Annotated in this window: 19 protein-coding genes; 11 read left to right on the top strand and 8 right to left on the bottom strand. The window is 30.3% G+C overall.

Annotated elements, in window-relative coordinates; all coding sequences use genetic code 11:
* The first annotated feature begins 118 nt into the window (after nt 1-118).
* From tsaD to N456_RS07680, 3 genes are all read left to right on the top strand, one after another.
* A complete protein-coding gene (gene tsaD, locus N456_RS07690) occupies nt 119-1141 on the top strand; it encodes a tRNA (adenosine(37)-N6)-threonylcarbamoyltransferase complex transferase subunit TsaD (RefSeq protein WP_062055603.1) in 1023 nt (340 codons plus the stop codon).
* Nucleotides 1142-1197: 56 nt separating this feature from the next.
* Complete coding sequence (locus N456_RS07685; RefSeq protein ID WP_062055601.1) at nt 1198-1902, top strand: 16S rRNA (uracil(1498)-N(3))-methyltransferase; 705 nt, start codon at nt 1198-1200, stop codon at nt 1900-1902.
* Nucleotides 1903-2213: 311 nt separating this feature from the next.
* A complete protein-coding gene (locus N456_RS07680) occupies nt 2214-2645 on the top strand; it encodes a BLUF domain-containing protein (RefSeq protein ID WP_062055599.1) in 432 nt (143 codons plus the stop codon).
* A 169-nt stretch (nt 2646-2814) separates the two neighbouring features.
* Here N456_RS07680 and N456_RS07675 read toward each other — a convergent pair whose 3' ends face one another.
* The 7 genes from N456_RS07675 to N456_RS07645 all read right to left on the bottom strand — a co-directional run bounded on the left by N456_RS07675 (nt 2815) and on the right by N456_RS07645 (nt 14318).
* On the bottom strand, nt 2815-3258 hold the full coding sequence (locus N456_RS07675) for a response regulator (RefSeq protein WP_062055597.1): 444 nt from the start codon (nt 3256-3258) through the stop codon (nt 2815-2817).
* The gene (locus N456_RS07670) at nt 3255-7274 is read right to left on the bottom strand and encodes a chemotaxis protein CheB (protein ID WP_062055595.1); all 4020 of its coding nucleotides are present in this window, start codon (nt 7272-7274) and stop codon (nt 3255-3257) included. Before N456_RS07670 ends, N456_RS07675 begins: the two co-directional genes overlap by 4 nt.
* A 356-nt stretch (nt 7275-7630) precedes the next feature.
* Complete coding sequence (locus N456_RS07665; RefSeq protein ID WP_158447848.1) at nt 7631-9853, bottom strand: hybrid sensor histidine kinase/response regulator; 2223 nt, start codon at nt 9851-9853, stop codon at nt 7631-7633.
* A 360-nt stretch (nt 9854-10213) separates the two neighbouring features.
* Nucleotides 10214-10552 carry a DUF4870 domain-containing protein gene (locus N456_RS07660; RefSeq protein ID WP_062055590.1) on the bottom strand — a complete coding sequence of 113 codons (339 nt, stop codon included), beginning with the start codon at nt 10550-10552 and terminating at the stop codon, nt 10214-10216.
* Between the two features lie 198 nt (nt 10553-10750).
* Nucleotides 10751-12559, bottom strand: coding sequence for a T9SS type A sorting domain-containing protein (locus tag N456_RS07655; RefSeq protein WP_062055588.1), 1809 nt, complete (start codon nt 12557-12559; stop codon nt 10751-10753).
* 437 nt (nt 12560-12996) lie between these two features.
* Nucleotides 12997-13674 (bottom strand): DUF2461 domain-containing protein, encoded by a 678-nt coding sequence (locus tag N456_RS07650; RefSeq protein WP_062055586.1) that lies wholly within the window; start codon nt 13672-13674, stop codon nt 12997-12999.
* A gap of 224 nt (nt 13675-13898) precedes the next feature.
* On the bottom strand, nt 13899-14318 hold the full coding sequence (locus N456_RS07645) for a CBS domain-containing protein (protein ID WP_062055581.1): 420 nt from the start codon (nt 14316-14318) through the stop codon (nt 13899-13901).
* 307 nt (nt 14319-14625) lie between these two features.
* On the opposite strand from N456_RS07645, the gene epsC reads away from it, so the two are divergent.
* The 5 genes from epsC (at nt 14626) to recQ (ending at nt 19495) form a co-directional block, all read left to right on the top strand.
* Nucleotides 14626-15417 (top strand): serine O-acetyltransferase EpsC, encoded by a 792-nt coding sequence (gene epsC, locus N456_RS07640; protein ID WP_062055579.1) that lies wholly within the window; start codon nt 14626-14628, stop codon nt 15415-15417.
* The gene (gene cysM, locus N456_RS07635) at nt 15417-16301 is read left to right on the top strand and encodes a cysteine synthase CysM (protein ID WP_062055576.1); all 885 of its coding nucleotides are present in this window, start codon (nt 15417-15419) and stop codon (nt 16299-16301) included. Before epsC ends, cysM begins: the two co-directional genes overlap by 1 nt.
* A 33-nt stretch (nt 16302-16334) precedes the next feature.
* Nucleotides 16335-16916 carry a hypothetical protein gene (locus tag N456_RS07630; protein WP_062055572.1) on the top strand — a complete coding sequence of 194 codons (582 nt, stop codon included), beginning with the start codon at nt 16335-16337 and terminating at the stop codon, nt 16914-16916.
* A 265-nt stretch (nt 16917-17181) separates the two neighbouring features.
* Nucleotides 17182-17334 carry a hypothetical protein gene (locus N456_RS25020; RefSeq protein ID WP_240315503.1) on the top strand — a complete coding sequence of 51 codons (153 nt, stop codon included), beginning with the start codon at nt 17182-17184 and terminating at the stop codon, nt 17332-17334.
* Nucleotides 17335-17383: 49 nt separating this feature from the next.
* On the top strand, nt 17384-19495 hold the full coding sequence (recQ, locus tag N456_RS07620; protein WP_062055570.1) for a DNA helicase RecQ: 2112 nt from the start codon (nt 17384-17386) through the stop codon (nt 19493-19495).
* 180 nt (nt 19496-19675) lie between these two features.
* Here recQ and N456_RS07615 read toward each other — a convergent pair whose 3' ends face one another.
* Nucleotides 19676-19969 carry a hypothetical protein gene (locus tag N456_RS07615; RefSeq protein WP_148639235.1) on the bottom strand — a complete coding sequence of 98 codons (294 nt, stop codon included), beginning with the start codon at nt 19967-19969 and terminating at the stop codon, nt 19676-19678.
* A 92-nt stretch (nt 19970-20061) separates the two neighbouring features.
* On the opposite strand from N456_RS07615, the gene N456_RS07610 reads away from it, so the two are divergent.
* The 3 genes from N456_RS07610 to N456_RS07600 all read left to right on the top strand — a co-directional run.
* Nucleotides 20062-20748, top strand: coding sequence for a hypothetical protein (locus tag N456_RS07610; protein WP_062055565.1), 687 nt, complete (start codon nt 20062-20064; stop codon nt 20746-20748).
* Nucleotides 20749-20949: 201 nt separating this feature from the next.
* Nucleotides 20950-22503 carry a type VI secretion system tube protein TssD gene (gene tssD, locus N456_RS24310; RefSeq protein ID WP_158447846.1) on the top strand — a complete coding sequence of 518 codons (1554 nt, stop codon included), beginning with the start codon at nt 20950-20952 and terminating at the stop codon, nt 22501-22503.
* Nucleotides 22503-23229 (top strand): PepSY domain-containing protein (locus N456_RS07600; protein WP_148639234.1); only part of this gene is annotated, 727 nt, incomplete at its 3' end. The genes tssD and N456_RS07600, both read left to right, overlap by 1 nt.

The raw sequence follows: 23229 nt of genomic DNA, 5'->3' as shown, positions 1-23229 counted from the left end.
TAAATAGTGACAAAAGAATAAGAAATATTCTCAACAATATTTTTCTGAATTTCCTGATACGTTTTATTATTTTAACTTTGCCCACAATATTAACAATTTCTATGCCTTTTTCCTCATAATGAATAAACAAAAAATATATATTCTTGGTATTGAATCTTCATGTGATGATACCTCTGCTGCTATACTATGCAATAAGAAAGTTTTATCTAATGTTGTTGCATCACAAAAAATACATGAATTATACGGTGGCGTAGTACCAGAATTAGCCTCTAGAGCACATCAAGAAAACATCGTACCTGTTATAGATCAAGCTATTAAACAAGCTAATATTACCAAAGAAGATATACATGCTATAGCTTTTACACGAGGCCCTGGATTAATGGGATCATTATTAGTAGGAACTTCGTTTGCTAAATCATTGGCTTTAGCATTAGATGTTCCATTAATTGATGTAAATCATATGCAAGCACATATTTTGGCTCATTTTATTGAAGAGGATGCATTAGATACTCCCCAATTTCCGTTTCTGGCAATGACTATTAGTGGAGGACATACTCAGATTGTAAAAGTTACCAATCATTTTGATATGGAAGTTATTGGCGAAACCATAGACGATGCTGTCGGAGAAGCTTTTGATAAAAGCGCTAAAATATTTGGTTTACCTTATCCTGGAGGCCCTCTAATTGACAAGTATGCCCAAACCGGTAACCCTAAAGCTTTTTCTTTTCCTAAACCAAAAGTTAATGAGTTAAACTTCAGTTTTAGTGGTCTTAAAACAGCTGTATTATATTTTGTTCAGAAAATGAAAAAAGAAGATCCTAATTTTATTGAAAAAAATCTTAACGATATCTGTGCTTCTCTTCAATATACCATTATTAATATACTTATTGATAAGCTAAAAAAAGCATCACTACAAACAGGGATTAAAAGTATTGCTATTGGAGGAGGAGTTTCTGCTAATTCAGGAATTAGAAAAGCATTAAAAGAAGGGGAGCAAAAATATGGTTGGAAAACATTTATTCCTAAGTTCGAATACACAACAGATAACGCCGCAATGATTGCAATTGTAGGACATCTAAAATACTTAAAAGATGATTTTACTGATATGAGTGTTGTAGCTAAAGCTCGAATGAAACTATAAAATGATTAAACTAGCATCTCTTTCCTTTAATTCTATAAAGATTAATTCTTAATAAAATGCAACTATTTTATAATAATACATTAACAATATCTAATACCGAAATAAAATTCTCTAGAGAAGAAAGTAAGCACATTACTAAAGTCTTAAGAAAAAAAGAAGGTGATTTGTTACATATTACAAATGGTAATGGACATCTCTTTATTGCTAGAATTACTTTTTCTACTCCATCTCAATGTATTGCTATAATTGAAAAATCTGAAAAACATTATCGTAAAAATTATCGATTACATCTTGCTGTAGCTCCTACAAAAATGAACGATCGATACGAATGGTTTTTAGAAAAAGCAACAGAGATAGGAATTGATGAAATTACACCTATTATATGTGATCATAGCGAGAGAAAAGTAATTAAATTAGAACGATTAGAACGAATAATGCAGAGTGCTATGAAACAATCATTACAGTATTATTTACCTATATTAAATCCTGCAATTTCTTTTTCAGACTTTATAAAACAACAAAATAAAGATCAATTACTCATTGCTCATTGTGAAGAAACAAAAAAACAATCTCTAAAAGATATACTTCTTCCTAAATCAAACACTACTATTCTTATTGGTCCCGAAGGCGATTTCTCTACCAAAGAAATAGAATTAGCACTAACATCAGGATATCTACCTATCACCTTAGGAAAAACCCGATTACGAACCGAAACAGCTGCAATTACAGCAGTACATAGTGTTTCTTTTATCAATTTATAATCTTTGATTATGAATTAATAGTACTCCTTATTTTTTACTTTACTGTCATAAAAATTAATCTCTTAGAAAAGATATGACAATGGAGAGAATAATTGTATTAACGATCCCTATATGGCATTAAATCAATAACCAAAAAAGCATAGCATAAAAATTGACAACAAGCACATTAAAGAAGATCTTGTAATAAATTATTGTGTAAAAAAACTGTTATAATATGTCTAAAAACTGAGTAATATTAGTTAGAAAAACACTTCATTTTTTTTGAAAAAAAAGCTAAATTTAGAAAACTATTAACCAAAAAATTGCGCAAAATGATCAAAAGAATTGTATACATTAGTAAATCTACTATTAATTTTAATTCTAATGAATTAAGACAATTAGCAACGAGAGCATCAGAATGTAACAAACAGTTTGATATTACTGGGTATTTATATTTTGAAAAAAATCACTTCTTACAATATATTGAAGGAGAAAAAGATGTTATCAATACATTAATTAATAATATAAAAAATGATAAAAGACACGAGGTCTTAAATGTCCAAGAAAATAAAGACTCTTCTAATAGAAAATTTCCTACATGGCATATGCATCAATTAACAAAATCTTCTTTAATACAAATTAATATGGAAAATATTCTTATGGATTATATGACATATAATCATACGGGGATTAGTTCAGAAAGCATTTGGCGTATGATTGATAAGCTTTCGAAATTCAGAAAAAAACTATCTTATTCTCTTTAATCAACAACCTCAGAACAAGCTCATGAGGTATGCTTCGGGAAAAATATTTTGATGTCGAAGCAAGTCTCGAAGAATTAAATCCTCAATGAGGGATTAAAAAATGGTCGTCTTTTTAGTTCATTAAAAAGATGACCAGAATTAATAGCTAAGAAAATAACTTTATATGTTATTAAAGATTAATCATAAATTTATTGTTATAATATTCTATTATACTATACAAATTACTCTTTTTTAATGGTTTTTCAATATAGCTATACACCATATTTGTATCAAAAGCTTTCATTTTATCTTTAGACCAATTAGAAGTCGTAAGAAATACTATTATCATTTCTGCTCGTTTCTCTACTGGAATTTTAGAATAATGCTCTAAAAACTCGAAACCATCCATTAGTGGCATATTTATATCCAAGAAAATTATATTAGGGCGAGGGTATTTTTTATGTGATTTTGATTCTTCAAATTTACCTTTTCTATGAATATAATCAAGAGCTTCTACCCCATTAAAAGTTTCATAAACTTCATTAGTCACATTAGCAACTTCTATTAATTTTTTGTTAAAAAAATTAGTTGAAGGACTATCATCTACTAATAATATACAATCTACTTTTCTCATAATTCATTAGTTTTAAGAATAGTAAAATAAAAAGTTGCTCCCTTTCCTAGAAGTGATCTCACCCATATATTACCTTTGTGATTATCTATAATTCTTTTGCAATTAGCCAAACCTATACCTGTTCCATCATAATCATTTCGATTATGAAGTCTTTTAAAGACCTCAAATATTTTTTTGTGATACTTAGAGTCAATACCAATCCCATTATCTTTTATAAAAAATTTATAATATGTTTTTTTATTTTCGAATCCAATATCTATTTTTGGTTGCTTTTTATTATGATACTTTAAACTGTTTACTATTAAATTTTGAAACAATTGCCTAATCTGAGTCATATCACAAATAATTATAGGTAATTTCTCACAAGTAATCATAGCATTGTTTTCATTGATCTGCTTCCTAAGATCTTCTAATACTTCAGAAAGTAATATGTTTAGATCTACAGGTTGAAGATTTAGCGATTTATTATCTAACTGAGAATAAGCTAATAAATCATTCGTTAGAGTGATCATCCGACCAGAAGCTTTTTCTATAAATTCTAAATATTTTTTGGCGTTATCATCAAAGTTTTCTTGGTATTCTTCTTGAAAAAGCTGAGTAAAACTTAGAATAGTACGTAATGGTTCTTTTAGATCGTGACTAGCTAAATATGCAAACCGTTCTAATTCTGTATTTAATTCACTCATCTTATTTTCGGCTTCTTTTCTAGCATTAATATCTATTAAAGTACCTACTATTTTTTGAACATTTTTTTCTTTATCAAATTGTGCTTTAGCACTCATCAAAAACCATTTGTATCCATTTTTATATGTTCTTATTTGAAGCTCGTGTTTAAAAGCTTCTCCTTTACTAATATGATTCTGGATTCTTTCTTGAAAAACTTGTAATTGATTAGGATGAATCATATTAAGAAAGGAAGTAAAAGTAGAAACCTTTTTTTCTGTACGATACCCCAATAATTCATGAAATTCATCAGACCACCAAGCATCATCAGTATTTAAATTACTCCACTCCCATAACCCTGCTTCTGATCCCATAATAGCTAGTCTGAAACGCTCTTCACTTTCTTTTAATTGTCGTTCCATATCTTTAGTCTTTGTAATTACATTCATTACACCTAAGATATTCTTAACCTTACCTTTACTGTCTTTTTCATTTAATTTATCAGTACATAATATCCATATATACTCTTCGTTATTTTTATGTCTAATACGGTACTCTATTTGTAGTACCTCTCCTTCTTTAATAGTTTTTAATTTTTTATAATGATTTATTACCATTAGACAATCATTAGGATGTACCAATTTCTTTACTAAATTACTATCTAATTTTTGAATGTCTATTGAAGAATATCCCGCTTCTTTAAGGATTTCACTACTACTATAGATATATTCATTTTTTTGAATATCATATATGTATATAATAGCTGGATTAGCGTTCATTATATGAGTTAAAAAATCATTCAATTTTTCTTTATCATATACTGTTTTTATATGATGAATATTTATAAAATTAACAACCACTCCTTCTATAGTATCTACATGATGTTTATATGGAAATATTTCCATCATAAACCAATTTCCCATAGGGTTTTGAACTTCTTTTTTATAAGGTTGTAGTGTCTCAATGACATTTTTAGAATATTCTGCTAAATTCTCCCCTCCTAGTGTTCCTGAAAAATGATTAATTGGTCTGCCAACATCTTCAATTCGTAACTGAAAATGCTCATTAATAGAAGGAGTAAACTTCCTTATTTTAAAGTTTTTATCTAAAAATATAGTTCCTATATTAATGTTCTTAACTAAATTCTCCATATCAGAATTCAGTTCTATTAATAATGTATTTTTTTCTTGTAATTCTCCATTTACAGCATGAAGCTCTTCATTGACTGATTGCAGTTCTTCATTAGTACTTTGTAACTCCTCATTAGATGCCAAAAGTTCTTCATTAGTCGTTTGCATTTCTTCATTAGAAGTTTCTAATTCTTCAATAGTAGCTTGTAAATCTTCTCTGGTTTCATTGAGAGCCCGTTCTAACTCTTCGATATCTTTTTTTCTAGTAAAGCTACTATGTATTGATATATCCTTTTCTTCTTTTGTTATTTTTCGTTCTATTCCTTCTAAAAAAGTAATTAGAAAACAACTATAATTCGTTGATATTATTTTTATGGAACGTATAACAATTGTTATGATCTTTAATTTATTATTTTTATAAGGAAATCTTACTTGTTTTTCAATCAAGTCTATTGTTTTAGAAAATGACAACTTTCGTATAGCAGTAATTACAGCAACACTAAACTCATTAGGTAACATTTTTAATAAATTACTAGAAAACCCTTCTTTAGGGAAATGAAGGTAATTTTTAACATCTCCAAAAGCATGAATAATCTCAAACTCCTTATCAACACAGACACTTACAGCTCCTAATTCATTAATCAATATCTGATTTATTGATTTCTCTATCTTTTCTTCAAAAGATTGTTTTATTTTATTATTATTATTGTGAACATTGAAATTAGTTTGATTTATTTTCCAATTATCTCTCTTTTTTCTTCTTATAACACTACCTTCTGGTTTAGTAAAAATTTTCCATTTAGAGTCTATTTTTTCAAAGTAATGATTTAATGAACCTAAGCTTTCTGAGCTTCCTAAAAAAAGAAAACCATTTTGATTTAAGGCATAGTGAATTGTAGTTAAAACTTGATGTTGTATCGTATTCTCCATATATATCAACATATTTCTACATGAAATTAAATCTACTTTATTAAAAGGAGGATTGTGTAACACATCGTGCTTAGAAAAAATAACTTTTTGCCTGATATATGGTGATATTTGATAATTTTCTTCTTTTTTGATAAAATATTTCATGAGTCTTTCTGTAGATATGATATTACCTACATTATTATAAATCCCTTTTGAAGCGCTATTTATTGCTCTCTTATCAATATCTGTAGCAAAAATTTTATATTCAATATCATTATAATTTTTAGATTGTAAATATTCTTCAAGTAATATTGCTAAAGAATATGCTTCTTCCCCTGTTGAGCATGCAATAACCCATATTTTAATTATACCTGAATCTTCATTCTTATTTTTTATTAGATTCGGAATTACTTCTTTTTCTATAATCTCATATGCATCTCTATCTCTAAAAAAAGAAGTCACACCTATTAAGAATTCTTGTGCTAAAACAAGTTCTTCTTCGGTATTCTGTTTTAAAAATTTTGTATAACTCTCTATAGATTTATTTTTTGTAATCTGCATCCTTTTTGATATACGTCTAGAAAGTGTCGGTTTTTTGTAACAAAAAAAATCATGTCCTGTATTATTTTTTAAAATTTCTAAAATTTTATTTACGGCACTTTGTTCATGATCATCTACAGAAGAAAAAAAATGGTTAGAAAATTCATAACTCTCTATATGAGAAATTAGTTTATCTGGCATTTCTTCTATGGTTAATATAAAATCACTCAATCCATTAGAAATAACACTCAGAGGCATCCCATCAAAACGAGAACTCTCTGGATTTTGCACAAATAATACTCCTCCTGCTTTTTTTATAGCCATAGCACCTTTTGTTCCATCAGAACCTGTCCCTGAAAGGATGACACCTATAGCTTTCTCTTTCTGCTCTATAGCCAGAGAGTTAAAAAATATATCTATCGAAAAATTTACTTGATTATGTTCTGAGCGAGAAATAAGCCAAAGTTTATGATCTTGTATTATGATATTTTTATTCCCCGGAATTAAATATACATGATTTGGTTTTATAACACTTTCTTCTTGAGCCTCTCTCACTACCATTTCAGTATGTCTAGATAATAATTCTGGCATTAAACTTTTATAATCTGGCGACAAATGTTGTATAACAACAAATGCATAACCCGTATTACTAGGGCATAAATTAAAAAAATCTTGTAAAACGTTTAACCCTCCTGCTGAACAACCTATACCTATAATATAGCAAGTTTCATTATTTATTTTATTTAAAGAAGTCTTGAGTATTTCTTTTTTCATAATTGAATATATATCACAAAAGTTTTAAAATATATTTGCACAGAGATAAAAGAGGGGGTGTTTTAACCGGTAGAATAGTAGAAAGATAAATATTTTTATAAAAAAAAGAAAGCTAAACACTATACTTATCCTATCAACAGTAAGTAGTTTGTGGTTAAACCCGAATTATAGATTATACAATAGAATAATCATTTAATTATCTATTGATTAAGTGTGTTTTTCCTCAAAAAAATGCTTATAAATCATAGTGTCAAAATTGGAATATAAATCATGTTTATACACTTTGAATATCAGAGAAATTATTAGAATAGAGTTTTAAATAATTTTACAATAAAGAAATATCCCGTTGGATTAAATCAATAAACTTTCTTTTCATCATTTCTTAATGAAAAAGACAATATCTTTTGAAATAAATCACTTCGCTTATACGGCTTAGTAATAATACCATTCATCCCAGATTGATAAACTTTAGTTACCATCTTTTCTAAATCAACAGCTGTTAGTGCCATAATGATAATATCTTTATCAAACTCTCTTATCTTTTCTGTTGTTTGTAAACCGTCTTGTTCTGGCATATGAATATCCATAAAAACAATATCATAATCATTTTCTTTTACCATTACTACAGCTTCAATCCCGTTATCTATGGCAATACATATTGCTCCTGCATTTTCTAAAATCTTCTTGGTGATCATTAGATTGATTTCATTATCATCTACTACCAATATAGTATATCCTTGCAACACATTTTTATAATCTTCTTCTTTTACCTTCGGAAGGTTTATATCTTTTAAATTTCGATCCATTTTAATCTCAAAAGAAAATGTGGTTCCTTTATTCTCTTCTGATTCTAAGGTAATGGAAGATTTATATAAATCTTCTATCACTTTTTTTACAATATATAAGCCCAGCCCCGAACCACCATTATGCTTATCTATATGCTCCATCCCATTAAACCCATTAAATACATCTGCTTGTAATTCTTTTTTTATACCTACTCCATCATCTCTTACTATAAAGCGAAATGTAATTGTATGTTCTGTAGTTATAACAGGAATAACTTTTAACCAAATATTACCATTAGATGTAAACTTAATTGCATTAGAGATAAGATTAATAAAAATCTGAGAAATTTTCAATCGATCACCTAATACACTAGTTTCTAATTCTTTTGGCATATCAATATGTAATCTTGTATTATTCTTTTGAAGCTGGTATGAAAATGAGTTACAAATTTCCTTTAACATTTCGCCTAAACAAAAAACATCATTGTTCAATCTTATATTTCCTAATCGAAATTTAGAGTACTCTAAAACATTATTAACCAATCCTGATAAATGATTATTAGAAAACTTTAATGTTTTTATAAATTCTTTCCTTTGTTTTTTATTTTTTGCATTTTCTATAAACTCTACCAACCCTTGTATCGTATAAATAGGGGTTCTTAACTCGTGACTTATTACAGAAAAAAATTGATTTCGTTCTTCATCAACAACTAATAGTTCTTTATTTTTATGCTCCAACTTACTATTGATATTATTTTTATGACGATTAGATCTAAATACATAAACACTAAAAATAATCGCTAGTAACAATAAAAACCCAATTAAAAAACTAATATAAAAATAGTTCTTTTGTAGCTGTACATTTTTTTTATTAATAATCGAAAGTTGCTCTAAATCGTGTTTGTTTTTAGCAATATCATAAATAAACTCATCAGCCTGAGCCGCTCTGCTTTTCAGCTTTTTTATATAGATTTCTCTATAATTATTTGCTAATGATTGGTAATAGAATACAGAATCCATTTGTTTTTGATGTTCATAAAAATAGCGAGATTTATAACTCATTACACGCCATAAAAACTCTTCACGTTCTCTTTTGGCAAAGAAAAGAGAATCTTTTTCTAATTCACTTAATACCCTATATGACCTCTTATAATCTTCTTTTTCTTCTATCAAAGCCATAGCCAAATGTAATTTTAATTCATTACGAACTATTTTACGAATACTATATACTTCATTTGGTTCTACAGTGCTAAAATCAAAACTATCAATCTCCTTTAAAGCTCTTTGAGTAACATCGATATTACTTCTGTATTTTTTTCTATTAGTATGTGTTATCACAAAATCTATATAATTAAAAAAGATATTTCTATCTTTATTTTTCTTATTTCGCTCCACATTAATATGAAATAAACTATCCACTTGTTTATACATATCCATCTCTCTATAGATTCGTAACATTACGGTTGGTAATTCTGAAGCATATAAATTATTCGATAATTCTTGGGTAATATGCTGTGCTTTTTTAAGATAAGACAGGCTTTCTTTAAATTTTCCTGAACTCAAAAAAATAATACCATAGTTATAATTATAAGCAGCTAAGAAATTTTTATCAACCGAGGTTCCTTTATTTTTAAGTAAACTATCTAGCATAATTTTTGCTTCAAGAATACTTTCTTCTTGCATCATCTTAATTACTAAAGCATCTATAGTACAAGAATTCTCTTTAATCTGGCATACACCTTTAAAGCAGAATAATATTATTATTATAATTATTTTTACGTCCAGATTCTTCATATTCATTTCTTCTTACTCTTACTCCTATTTTCCTACTAAAATATGGTATATCTGCATAAAACCAACACTTTAACTATAAATATCGACAAATAACATATACAATAACCTAAATTAGATCTAAGGTTTTAATTCTAAAAGACATTAATTTGAATGATTTTTTTATAACGACCTATTGATTTTAGCCTGCCTAGAGTAAAACTAAAAGGCTAAAGATAACTGAAGAAAAATTGTATAAAAAATCAATACTATTAACGTAAATTTCGTTACATCAGACTAACATTTATATAGTATCCTAAAATAAAAAGAGCCAGTATTGTGTGCACAATACTGGCTCTTTTGGTTATTAAAAAAAATAGTATTTTATTTAATAACCTGCATAGATAAAGGATATGATGGCCTCTCTCCTTTATTTACTTTTATAGCATTGATAATAGGAAACACAAAACACAGTATTGCTATGATAGCTAATCCTAAAGCTCCTAAACCAAAAAATAATGTTAATGGAATACATACTACAGCATAGATGAACATACTAATTTGAAAATTCATAATTGATTTACCATGTTCATCCATTGCCAATACTCTCTCTCTTTGTGTTAACCACAATACCAAGGGTACGACAAATCCTCCAAATCCTGTAATAAGGTCTAATAACTGAGATAAATGTGTAATAACTAGTAATGATCTGTCTTCTTTCATGATTTCTATGTTTTTGATTGATGATTGATTTGCTAAAAGTATTAGCAATATATATTTATATGACGAGAATAATAGTATTTTGTTACAGCACACATCTTCAAAAAATTATTCTATAATATATTACACATAAAAAAAACATCTCGAAACAAAGAACGAGATGTTTTTAACTATAAATTTAATGTCTTATAAACTTGATATTTAATTAATGATTAGTTTTTTAGTAGTGGATTCTCCCATACTACTATTGATTTTTATCAGGTAAATACCTTTGCTTAAAGATAGATTATTAGTTGATATTGTATTCTTTCCTGGTTTTAAACTTATCCGACCTTTTTCATTACCCAAAATCGTATAAATAGTTGCTGTTACATTTCCTTTAGCATATTGATTAACATGTAATGAAAAGATATTTTTGGCAGGATTGGGTTCTATGTTTAATCCAGCAAGATCTCCTTCATCTTCATCCCCTAATAATGGCGAAGCTGATTCTAGCTGAGCCACCAAATTTTCTGATGTTTCAGATTTTCCGCAAGAACCTTCATATATTTTTATAGCACTAAATATAGAAGTATTACCACTCCCTGCATCATTATCATTAATAAAGACTAATCTATCCATACTACCTGTATAAAAATTTCCTACAGGAATTGTATAAGTCTTTGTTCCAGATCCGGAGTAATTATCAAAATTTCCAACACCATAATTCTGTGTACCATATACTCTAAAATATCTTGATGAAGTAAGTGAATTATTATTTTCGAACCCTACAGCATGTATCTCTCCTTGTGAGGCACTACTAAACTTAAATTCGATTACTGTATTAGAGGTTACGGTATAGTTTAAAGAGATATATTTCCAAGTATTATTTTGTAAAGATAACCCTGCTCCTCCATTAATTATTGAAAAATTACCAGCAACGTCTTGATTCGCAAACGAGGTAATCTGAAAATCATTAAAATCAATAGTAGCACAATCTGGTGGAGGTGGATTTCCATCTAATCCCATAGCTTTCCAAAAAGCTGGTATTGTCGCTCTTTCTCCAAAATTAGAACCTCCAGATCCCGAACATCCACCATATGCATGAACCCCTACAGCATTTCCGGTTGCAACATCAATTATTGGGCTTCCTGAGTTCCCACCAGTAGTATCTGTCCTATATCTAACAAATGTATTATCTACTGAAGATAATGGACCTGTATGAGTTTGCTGTGTTTGATTATCCACACCAGTATCAGTACCATATCCAGTAATTCTTATAGTGTTTCCTGGAGTACTTTGTACTACATTAAATGATTTACCTTGTGCTTGAATAGGTGTTTTATTGGTTTGCGAATTTGCACTTGCTGTAAATACTGCCCAATCAGTTTTGGGGCTTCCTGCTCTATAGTTAGTAACAAAATTACTTATTGGATACTGATCTTGTGGTCCAGGATGTACAATACTTCGGTCTGGATTAGATTTAGGTACATTAAACTCTATAAGTTGCGCTCTACTACCTCCACAATGTCCAGCAGTAACTAATTTACCATTAGAGATAATCCAACCTGTACATCCAATAGGTACTATTCGACCTATTGCATCATCTACAGAACTCACTCTATCATCTGTAGATCCACACTGACTCTTTGCTGTTACCCCTATTTCGCCAATTCCGATTTCATTAATATGTAATCCTATAGATTGTTCTCCTGATGCTATGATCAGTTTTAGAGTTACTTCATCTCCATTAAAATAAGCACTTGAATTTTTCCAATCTTTAATGGTATTTGATGTAAACGTTTGTTTTGCTCCATCTAATACTGATGTTATGGTTAGTGTACTATTCTTTCCTAGATTTACCTCTTTAAAGAATAAACGTAACCAAGTTGCTCCTTTTTCTGATATCGTACGTGTAATAACTTCTGTATTACTTTTGCCTTGTATATCATCAGACTGTATACTCATGTCATACTTTTTATAATGCCGAGGGAGTTCATCCTGAGCAAAATTAATAAAAGGCACAAGCATAAAAACTGTATATATCAGCATACAAGTTTTCTGTACTGAATGTCTGCAATTAAAATAAATTGAGTTTGTGTTATTGAAAGTCATAAGAGTAAGATTAAAAAATTATTTAGACATTAAATTTAGTTTGCATATAGTTTTCTGTAGCATCTCATTTAGTACTACAAAATTGTATATCACCAATTGAATCTCTCTCTTTTTTTAATCTGGTAAAAACCTAAATAATACTCTTCTATTATTTTTTTTAGAAATGAATAAGTTGGTTAATACTGATTTTTTTCCTACCACAAGTTAGTAAAAAATAAAGTCTCTTAAAAAAATGATTCATTAAGACAATGTTAATAATTAACCATTCTTACTCTATATCTTACTGAAATAAAAAGATATAGAGTAAGAATAGTTAAACTTTTTTAGGAATCCGTAACAGATATAAGTTAGGTTTAATCAATTAATGAAACCCCATTAAGATCTGTGGTAAGCACATCACTCATGTAATCAAAATAAGGTCTTAGCACCTCATAACTATATAGAATTTTATCTAAGAAATCTTCTTTAAAAACCTCTGCATCTGTAAAACTTTGAGTTACAAAAAATGATTTATTTCTTATCAAATCTATATTTGGATGATCCTTACTAAAACCTTTCGGAGCTGTTTTTACTTGGTTTGAAGAATCAAAACCTCCAAATGTTTTTTTAAATTCTGCATTGGATAATATCGCTCTAATTTCTTGATCATCCATTTCGAACTCTTTTCTTATTCGTAATAAATCAGCAGGTTCTGGGCTAAAAAAACCACCTGCTAATAAAGAATTGCCAGGCTCTAAACGGAGATAATAGCCTCCTCTTCTGTGAGCACCTGATCGACTAAAACTAACACTACGATGGACATTATATGGTGTTTTATCCTTACTAAAACGAATATCTCTATTAATTCTAAACACTTTCATTTTTTCGATTTCATCTTTCTCTTTTAATCTTTCTAGTATAACTGCATAAAATGATTTTAATAGTTTTTCATTATCCTGATATCGTTTCTTATGCGCTGCCATCCAATCTCTGTGATTATTCTCTTTTAAATCTTTTAAAAAATCAAATGTTATTTTAGGTATTGTATTCATGAATATTACTTTAGTTTTAAAAATACTAAAATCTAATTTTAGAATTAAAGTTTAACTAAAAATTATAATCATACTAAAAAAAAACAGGAAGTAAACGACCTCCTGTTTTTTTTTAATAAATACATTTAATAAACTACCTTGGATCAATTCATAAGGTATTTCATAGAAACTTTTTTTCGTTTCGAGGTAAACCTATCAGAATTTCCACAATATGAGTTAAATCATTAAAATTGTTCTAACAAATAGTTTATTAAATCAGTTGTTGTTACAATACCAACCAATTTATCATCATCAATAACTGGCAATGCATGAAATTCTTTTTTAGATAATATTTCTGCAACTTCCTTTATTGTAGCATTAGAAGTAACACTCACCAAGTTTTTTGCCATTACCTGTTCGATTGTAAACATTTCATAAACTACAGTATCTACATCTTGTTCATTTTCGTCAACAGCATCTACAAAACTAATTCGTAGTAAATCAGTATAGCTTAACATTCCTACAATCGTATCACCACTTACCACGGGGATATGACGAATATTATGTTCTTTAAATAGTAATTCTGCTGTTTCTAAACCATTAGTCTGATTTAAGGTTATTACATCAGAAGTCATAATTTTAGAAACGGGTGTTCTTTTTTTCATCTTATTAAGTTTAAATTCTATAGTGAATATACCACCCTATACATAAAAAAAATATGACAAATATCAGTCTATAGATAAGAAAATGCTCATCATTTTTTATTTAAATAAGACTTCTTATATATATACATTCTTCACTATTTTTAATAATTTTTAGTTTTTGATGATTACTTTAACTAAAAATTAAACAATAACCTAAATAAGTCCTTAATAGTGTTATTATTATTCTAAAAATGTAAGGATTTATTATTTAACATCACTTATATATTCTTTATTCTATATATTTACTAGAGTTTTCAAAAAAACCGCGATGACTAAAGAAAAAGAGCTTATTATTGCCCAGATAGAAAAGCAAAAAAAGAATCCAAACCTAAAGCTAAAGCTAAAAGAAAGAACTGAATATTTTACAAAGTTACTTTTTTATACCTTGTTCGATACTGATACAGAGGTTGCAAAGCATATCGATATTCTAGAAAAAACTTTTGAAGAACTTGTTGAGTTAGCCTGTTGGGAAACCGAAAAACCATGTCATAAACTTTGGGAATCATTTCTAGAAAAGTTACCTAATATATTACAAAAATTAAATCTAGATGCACAAGCTTTTATGAAAAGTGATCCTGCAGCCAATTCTATTGAAGAAGTGTATATGGCGTACCCCGGATTTTATGCTATAGCTATATATAGACTAAGTCATGAATTATTAAAATTTGGCTTACCTCTTGTACCTCGATTAATGACAGAATACTCACATCGATTGACTGGTACTGATATTAATCCTGGTGCAGAAATCGGAGAATCTTTTTTTATTGATCATGCTACAGGTATTGTAATTGGAGAAACAGTGATTATAAAAGATCATGTAAAAATATATCAAGGAGTTACTCTTGGCGGATTATATGTAGATAGAAAACTGCGTAATGTAAAACGACACCCTACCGTAGAAAATAATGTAACTATATACGCTAATGCTACAATACTTGGAGGCAATACTGTAATAGGAACAAATAGCACTATTGGAGGTAATGCGTGGATCACCTCTTCAGTACCCGAAAACTCTATTATATCAAACACTTCAGAAATTAAGATTAAAAAAGTTATTTAATGTCACATAGTATTTTAGACCTAATAGGAAATACTCCTTTAGTAAAAACTTCTTCTTTAATAAACAATCCTAATATTACACTATATCTAAAACTAGAAGGAAATAATCCTGGAGGTAGTGTAAAAGATCGGGCAGCATATAACATGATAAAATCCGCGTTAGATCGTGGAGATATAGATCAAAACACTAAACTTATTGAAGCTACAAGCGGCAATACTGGGATTGCTTTGGCTATGATTGCAGGAATCTTTAAGCTAGATATCGAATTAGTAATGCCCGAGAACTCCACTATAGAACGCGTACAAACCATGCGTGCCTATGGAGCAAAAGTTACGCTTACCACTACCGATGTAGGTATTGAAGGATCTAGGGACTATGCCGAAGAAAAAGTAGCTAATGGAGGCTATGTAATGCTTAATCAGTTTGCTAATGATGATAACTGGCGGGCACATTATAAAACTACAGGACCCGAAATATGGAAAGATACACACGGTTCTATCACACACTTTGTATCCTCTATGGGAACTACAGGTACTATAATGGGAACTTCTACCTATTTAAAAGAACAATCTAAAGACGTACAGATTATAGGTGTACAACCTACGGATGATGCTAAAATCCCAGGCATACGAAAATGGCCAAAAGAATATCTCCCTAAAATTTTTAATCCATCAAAAGTAGATCAAGTAATCGAAGTAAGCCAAGAAGAAGCAACTCTTATGGCTAAACGCCTTGCTAAAGAAGAAGGTGTCTTTGCCGGTATGAGTAGCGGTGGATCTGTTGCAGCTGCATTAAAGTTAGCCAGTACTATAACACAAGGTACTTTAGTTGCCATTATATGTGATCGTGGAGATCGATATCTAAGTTCTAGCTTATTTGAGTAATTTATCAAACACCTAAAATCATAAAATATCACTATGAATATAGGCTTAATTAGAGAAAACTTAGTACATAAATACACAACTAAATTTGTTCCAAATCCTAAAGGAGAAGGATATATATATTACGCTTCTGAAACATCTAATGGATACTCTTGCACCAAACAGCAAGTAAAAAGCTATATCAATGATTATGATAAATCACTAAAAAAAAATATCCGATTATTTTCCTTGTGGATTATAGGTGCTGTAATCAGTATGGCAGTATTATCTGGATTAGAGATATATGTTCTTAGCACAATAGAAATGGGAATTTATTTTTTTATACCTGCTCCATTCTTCATTGCCAAAATACGAACAGTATATAATGCTCCCAAAGCATTAGAAATCAGAAAAAATCAAGCAACCAATCTAAGAAGCCGACAAGAACTCATCAAATCCAGAATAAAAGGAATAAATCCAGGAATGCTGTATATAGTCATATTTGTTTCAATTTTTGGGATATATCAAACCATTACAGACACAGATCCAACTCTAAATAAAGCACTATATATTGTATGCTATTCTGGGGTATTAATTCTATCCAGCATTATATTATATATCCAAAAGAAAACAAAATAGTATTTATGAGAATAGAAATTTCTGATACCCGAGATATTACTACAACATAGATACTTCCGCTCTACAAAGCCAATAAGTGGAGTACTGCCAATAAACCCGAAGTATTACATAAAACACCTATCAATTCGCATACCTTAATTTCTGCATAAGATACCAATGAGTTCGTAAGACTTGGCAATGCTATTTCTGTCTGATAGACATCTTGTTGTTTACTACCCTCATCTACTCATACACCCCAATTACCAAGAACAAGGAATAAGGAAAAATGAATCTAAATAAAATACAAGAAAAGTATGGACATTTTTATATACAAATGCTGATCGCAGATGGTAAAGCCATTGACTTTTATCAAAAATCAAGACTTGTAAAAGCCAGAGAAACACAACCCATGTGGATTTATAACAGAGACGAACATTAACTGATAAAAATAAAACCATTTATCAGTCTATTTTCTTTTCTTTGTGATTATGCCAGATCAACAACAATTACTACAGACTTTAAAAGAATATTTTGGGTACGACAGTTTTCGCCCATTACAACAACATATCATTGATTCCGTTTTCTTAGGAAAAGACAACCTTGTTATCATGCCTACAGGAGGAGGTAAATCTATCTGTTACCAATTACCCGCACTACTACTACCTGGTATAACACTTGTGATCTCTCCATTAATAGCATTAATGAAAGATCAAGTAGATGGCTTACGAGCTAATGGTATTAAAGCAGCCTTTGTAAACAGTAGCCAAAATGAAAATGAACAACAAGAGATTTATCAGCAACTAACCAACAAAGAAATTAAGCTTCTGTATATAGCACCAGAGAGCTTATCATTCTTAGACGTAGTACTCTCACAAATAACAATTAGCTTAATTGCCGTAGATGAAGCCCATTGTATCTCCTCATGGGGACATGATTTTAGACCAGCATACACACAATTAGGATACCTAAAAAAACGATTCCCTACAACACCAGTTATTGCATTAACAGCAACCGCAGATAAAGCAACACGCCAAGATATCTGTAATCAATTAAATATTCCTAATGCCACACAACACCTCGCTTCTTTTGATCGTCAAAACCTAAGCTTAGAAGTACGCCCTGGTACCAAAAGAATAGAACAAATCATTGATTTTTTATCTAATAAACCTAATGATTGTGGTATCATCTATTGCCTAAGTAGAAAAACTACCGAGATGTTAGTAGAGAAGTTACAAAATCAAGGATTTAATGCCGCAGCATATCACGCAGGGATCGATCACCAAAAAAGAGCACAAGTACAAGAAGGATTTATTAATGACACAGTACAGATTGTCTGTGCTACAATCGCATTTGGGATGGGAATTGATAAATCTAATGTACGTTGGGTGATCCACTATAACCTACCCAAAAATATAGAAGGATATTATCAAGAAATTGGTCGTGCAGGGCGAGACGGACTCCCCTCCTTTACCCTACTTTTTCATAGCTATGCTGATGTAGTGCAGTTACAAAAATTTGCCAATATGTCCGGCAATCAAGAAGTACAACTCGCCAAACTAGACCGTATGAAACAATATGCTGACTCCCTTAGTTGTCGGCGTAAAATATTACTAAGCTATTTTGGAGAATTAGTAGAAAAAGACTGTGGCAATTGTGATGTATGTAAAAACCCACCAACCATTATCGATGGTACTATTATTGCCCAAAAAGCCCTATCTACTGTTACCAGAATCAAAGAACAAGAACCTATAGGTACTGTAATCGATATCCTGAGAGGTTCGCAGAATGCAGCAATATATGATAAAGGATATCAAAGCGTCAAAACCTATAGTATCGGTAATGATATCCCCTGGAGAGATTGGCAGCAATATATCATTCAATTAATCAATCAAGGATATCTAGAAATTGCATTTCATCAAAATAATAAACTAAAACTCACTTCGCTATCGCAAAAAGTATTATTCGAAAAAGAAACCGTAAGTCTAGCACACTTACAAGAATTCGAAAAAGCAAAACAAGTCGTTGTACAACAAATCAATAAAGGAAATGCCCCTAACCTCTTTGAAAAACTACGCCAACTACGACTACAATTAGCCAAAGAAGCAGGTATCCCAGCCTATCAAATTTTTAGTGATGCCACACTTAAGGAGATGGAAAAATTTAGACCAATGACAGATCAAGAGTTTATGCAAATTAGTGGAGTTGGTAAACAAAAAATGAAAAACTACGGATATCAGTTTATCAAAGCCATCATAGATTTCTCTGCAGAAAAAACAGCAAAAAAGAAAAGTAAAAACAAAGGCAATACACATAAAGAAACCCTAGCCCTATATAAACAAGGATTAGATATAGAAGAAATAGCAACACAGCGCCAATTAGCTGCATCAACCATCTTTTCTCATATTATGAAACTATATGAAGCTGATGAAGATATCGATCTAAAAAAGTTTGTTTCTAATGCAGATCTCAATACTATTAAACAAGCTAAAAAAGAACTCGATAATCCCGATAGCCTAAAATCATATTACGAGCATTTACAAGAAGCTATAGATTATAATACCATACGTATGGCATTACTACTTATAGAAAATGGAGAGTAATCCAGTAACATATTTATAAAATAGAGTACACACACTATAAACATTTATTTTTTTAACAAAATAGATATTTAATAAATAATTTATTTTATATTCGTTTCTGTTAATAAAACTCCTACCCTATAATAATATTATTGTATTCACACAATAATAATTGTTCATATTTTTTTTAGTAAAATACTACTATTCGTAGCACTTCCATGATATTATTGTATCAATCATCATGGCATGAGCATTAACCATTATGTCTCTAATGTCAACCATTATGGCGCGAGCATTAACCATCACGTCTCTAATATCAACCATTATAGCGCGAATATTAACCATCATGTCTCTAATATCAACCATTATAGCGCGAATATTAACCATCATGTCTCTAATGTTAAACATCATGGCGTAAGCATTAACCATCATGTCTCTAGCATCAAGCATCATGGCATAAGCATTAACCATCATATCTCTAGCATCAAACATCATGGCGTAAGTATTAATAACTAAACAAAGAACAATCAGTATAGTATATGATAAATATATATCAAAAAAATAATAATAAATAAACCTATAAAAATATGGCAGAACGAAATTATAACTTAAAAGACAGTGTATTATTAGAATGGGGAGATGTTATAATAGCACATCTAACAGATGATATTAAACACTTTTCTAATTTTGACCCAAAACTAGACATTACTTTTTTGGAAGATTTAGAGCAAAAAGTGACACAAGGATATAAAGAAAGTGGAGATCAGCTAAATATCTTGCAACTACAGCAAAAAACAGAATCCTTAAAAAATGAGATGATAGCCTGTCGTAATTATTTTAAAAAACTAAGATACTGGGTACTCGAAGCCTTTGAAAAAGAAAAAGTAATACAAAAACAGTTTGGTATTGGTAGATTTAAAAACATAAGAAACAACCAATCTAAGATGATGCAATACATGGAAGGGCTCACAGATACTATCAATCAGCATCGCGATGCCCTTGTCGCTACAGGAATACCCATACCACTATTAGAACAACCCCCAATATTATCCAAAAACCTTAGAACCATCAATAAAGAACAAGAACATAAAAAAAGAACACGTACCGTAGACACCGCAAAACGTATCAAACAGCTAAATGAACTATATGCACTATTACAAAAAGTCAATACCATAGCAGATACTATATTTGATAAACAATCTGCTAAACGACAACTCTATCGCACACCAAAAAGTAAGACAAAAACTAAAACGATACATCAGCAAGAAGAATAAGATAATACCTACGTATAAATAGGATTAATCCCATCCCTATCTACCTCTTAATCTGACACAAAACTCCTACAAAACCCTTCTTAATACTAACCATTGTGTTATTAATACACTATAAACCGTACTTTATCGAAAAACAATACTAAACATAGACAATCCCCAATAACTTGATTACTTTTAGTACCTCTTAAAACCGAATCATCTATGACCACACGATCCATAGGGAGGCTCTATATTGATGGATATAATGCCCCCATACTATTTCTAAAAGAGTTGATAACCCAGCAAACAGACTATAACGGGATGCCTTCTTCAATTCCACAAGGAGGAGTTTATGAAATTACAATCCCCGATATTGCCCGATGGATGCACCTTTTTGATAACTGGGCATTATCAAAAACGATGATGAAAAACTGTATCATAGAAGTTCAATCATGGGATGGCACTACAATGCTAAAAAAACTAGAATTTAGAAACACCCATTGTATACGCTTAGACTATATGGATGGTAGTGCAGATGGCGCGATGTACTATTTAACCCTTTCTGCCGGTACAGTAGTACGTAATGGAGAAGTCATTATCTCTAAGTGGTGGGGAGAAGACCTTACCACAAGTACCCCAGTATCCCCTACAGCACAAGAAGACACCGATAAGCAATGGACAACCACCTTTATCCCCAATACCGATGATCGCAAAAACGGAATCTATGGCTGGGATCAGTGGAGCCAAACCCTGCAAGACAACTGTACCTCTGACCAAACCAAATATAAAGAATCCTACACATGGATTACTGTAGGAACAGCACAATATACCGTACCCAAACTCAGTATGCGAGTAGGGCAAACAATCACCCTATCTCTAAAACATAAAACCAAAAACCCTAGGCAATACAACTCTGTAGTCATAGAACCCCATCCTGACTTTGATATCCATCCACTAGATATAAAGAATGCAGATGAGGTAACCATTAGATGCCTTAATAACGGAGATATTTCACAGATTAGAGTACTCGCCGATAACAACCCCGCAGGAGCATTAGAAATCTGGCATCCAGTACCCAAAACAGCAACCCTACGATGGGTGTTTGTGGAGATTGAGGGGGGATTGGTTGATTTTAGAATACTAGAAAAGCTAATTACAAAACAAAAGTTAGAAGCCTATTTTAAAAAAGCGTTTAATCCCGCTTTGATAGATATAAAGATTGTTAATAAGGATGTAGATATACTCGACATCTATTCTATCAAAGAACGTATACAAAACAAGGAGGAGTTAACCACAATAGATAAACTACAGCAAGGATATTTAAAGAAGTTAGATGAATCGTTTAAAAGTAGTGATAATATTAAGAGTGCTATATCTGAAAAAATAAACCTATTAATACAATTCAATAGACTATCTCTTTCAGAAACCAGAAGAGGCACTTTTAATGAAATTACGCTATACCTCACTTATTTAAGAAGTGTATATCCCGATGGGTATAGTAATGGTATTTCCTTAACAGGTCGTGGAATATCTGCCATGTTTCTAAAAAATAAATTATTGCAAACCTCTGTAGAAATTCCTCACGAAATTATGCATGCTATAGGATTAGAACATACCTTTACAACCAAAGACGCTAACGGAGAGGTCATAAATGAGGGACAAGCACATACATTTAAGAAAGGGATGACTACTAATTATATGGATTATAATAATGATAAAGAGCATACGCAGCTATATCAATGGAAAAAATTACATAACAGTAAATACACCAAATAATGAAAACACTCATAAGTACAGTACTCCTATTTTGTACACTTACTGCAGCATGCCAAAGCACTGAGGCATTGATTAAGAATGACGATTTATGCGAGTTTAATTATCATTTATTAGAAAAAGAAAAAAAAATTAACCCCAAAGCATACGATAGTATTCTAAATAAGAAAAGTAGTTTTATAAAAAATGATAAGTTGTATGAAATTAGAATTACTAAATACCCAAAAGGGTATGAATTTCTTTATGGTTATAAACAAACAAACAAGCAAACAAATATTGGTAAATGGATAGATTATTTCCCTTCAGGAAATATCTATAGTGTACAATTTGTTTATGAAAAAGGTTTTCAATATATAGGCAAAGAAACCCATTACGATACTTTAGGCAATATCTCTAAAGTAATCGATCATAGACAGGCAGATAAGTATCCGATCTGCTATAGAGAAGCATTAGAGATTGTAGAACGGATAAAACCTAAAAAAGATTCTATCCTATCTATAGAGCGAGGAGAAGTGGAATTTATAGACAATGATTCTCTATATACATGGAGTGTATATGTTGATAAACCTAATACACATGTCGATTTTTATATGTATTCAATCCATGCTAAGACAGGTGAAATTCTTAAAAAGAAAGATTTACATAATATCCATCAAGAAGGGATTTATATAGAACCAGATTATTTTAAGAAGTGGTACGATTCTATACAACCTTTTTTTAAAGATGACC

The organism is Aquimarina longa SW024, from assembly GCF_001401755.1.
GTDB lineage: Bacteria > Bacteroidota > Bacteroidia > Flavobacteriales > Flavobacteriaceae > Aquimarina > Aquimarina longa.
Note: the sequence above shows the minus strand (reverse complement) of the source record. Positions and strands in the feature narration are given on the sequence as shown.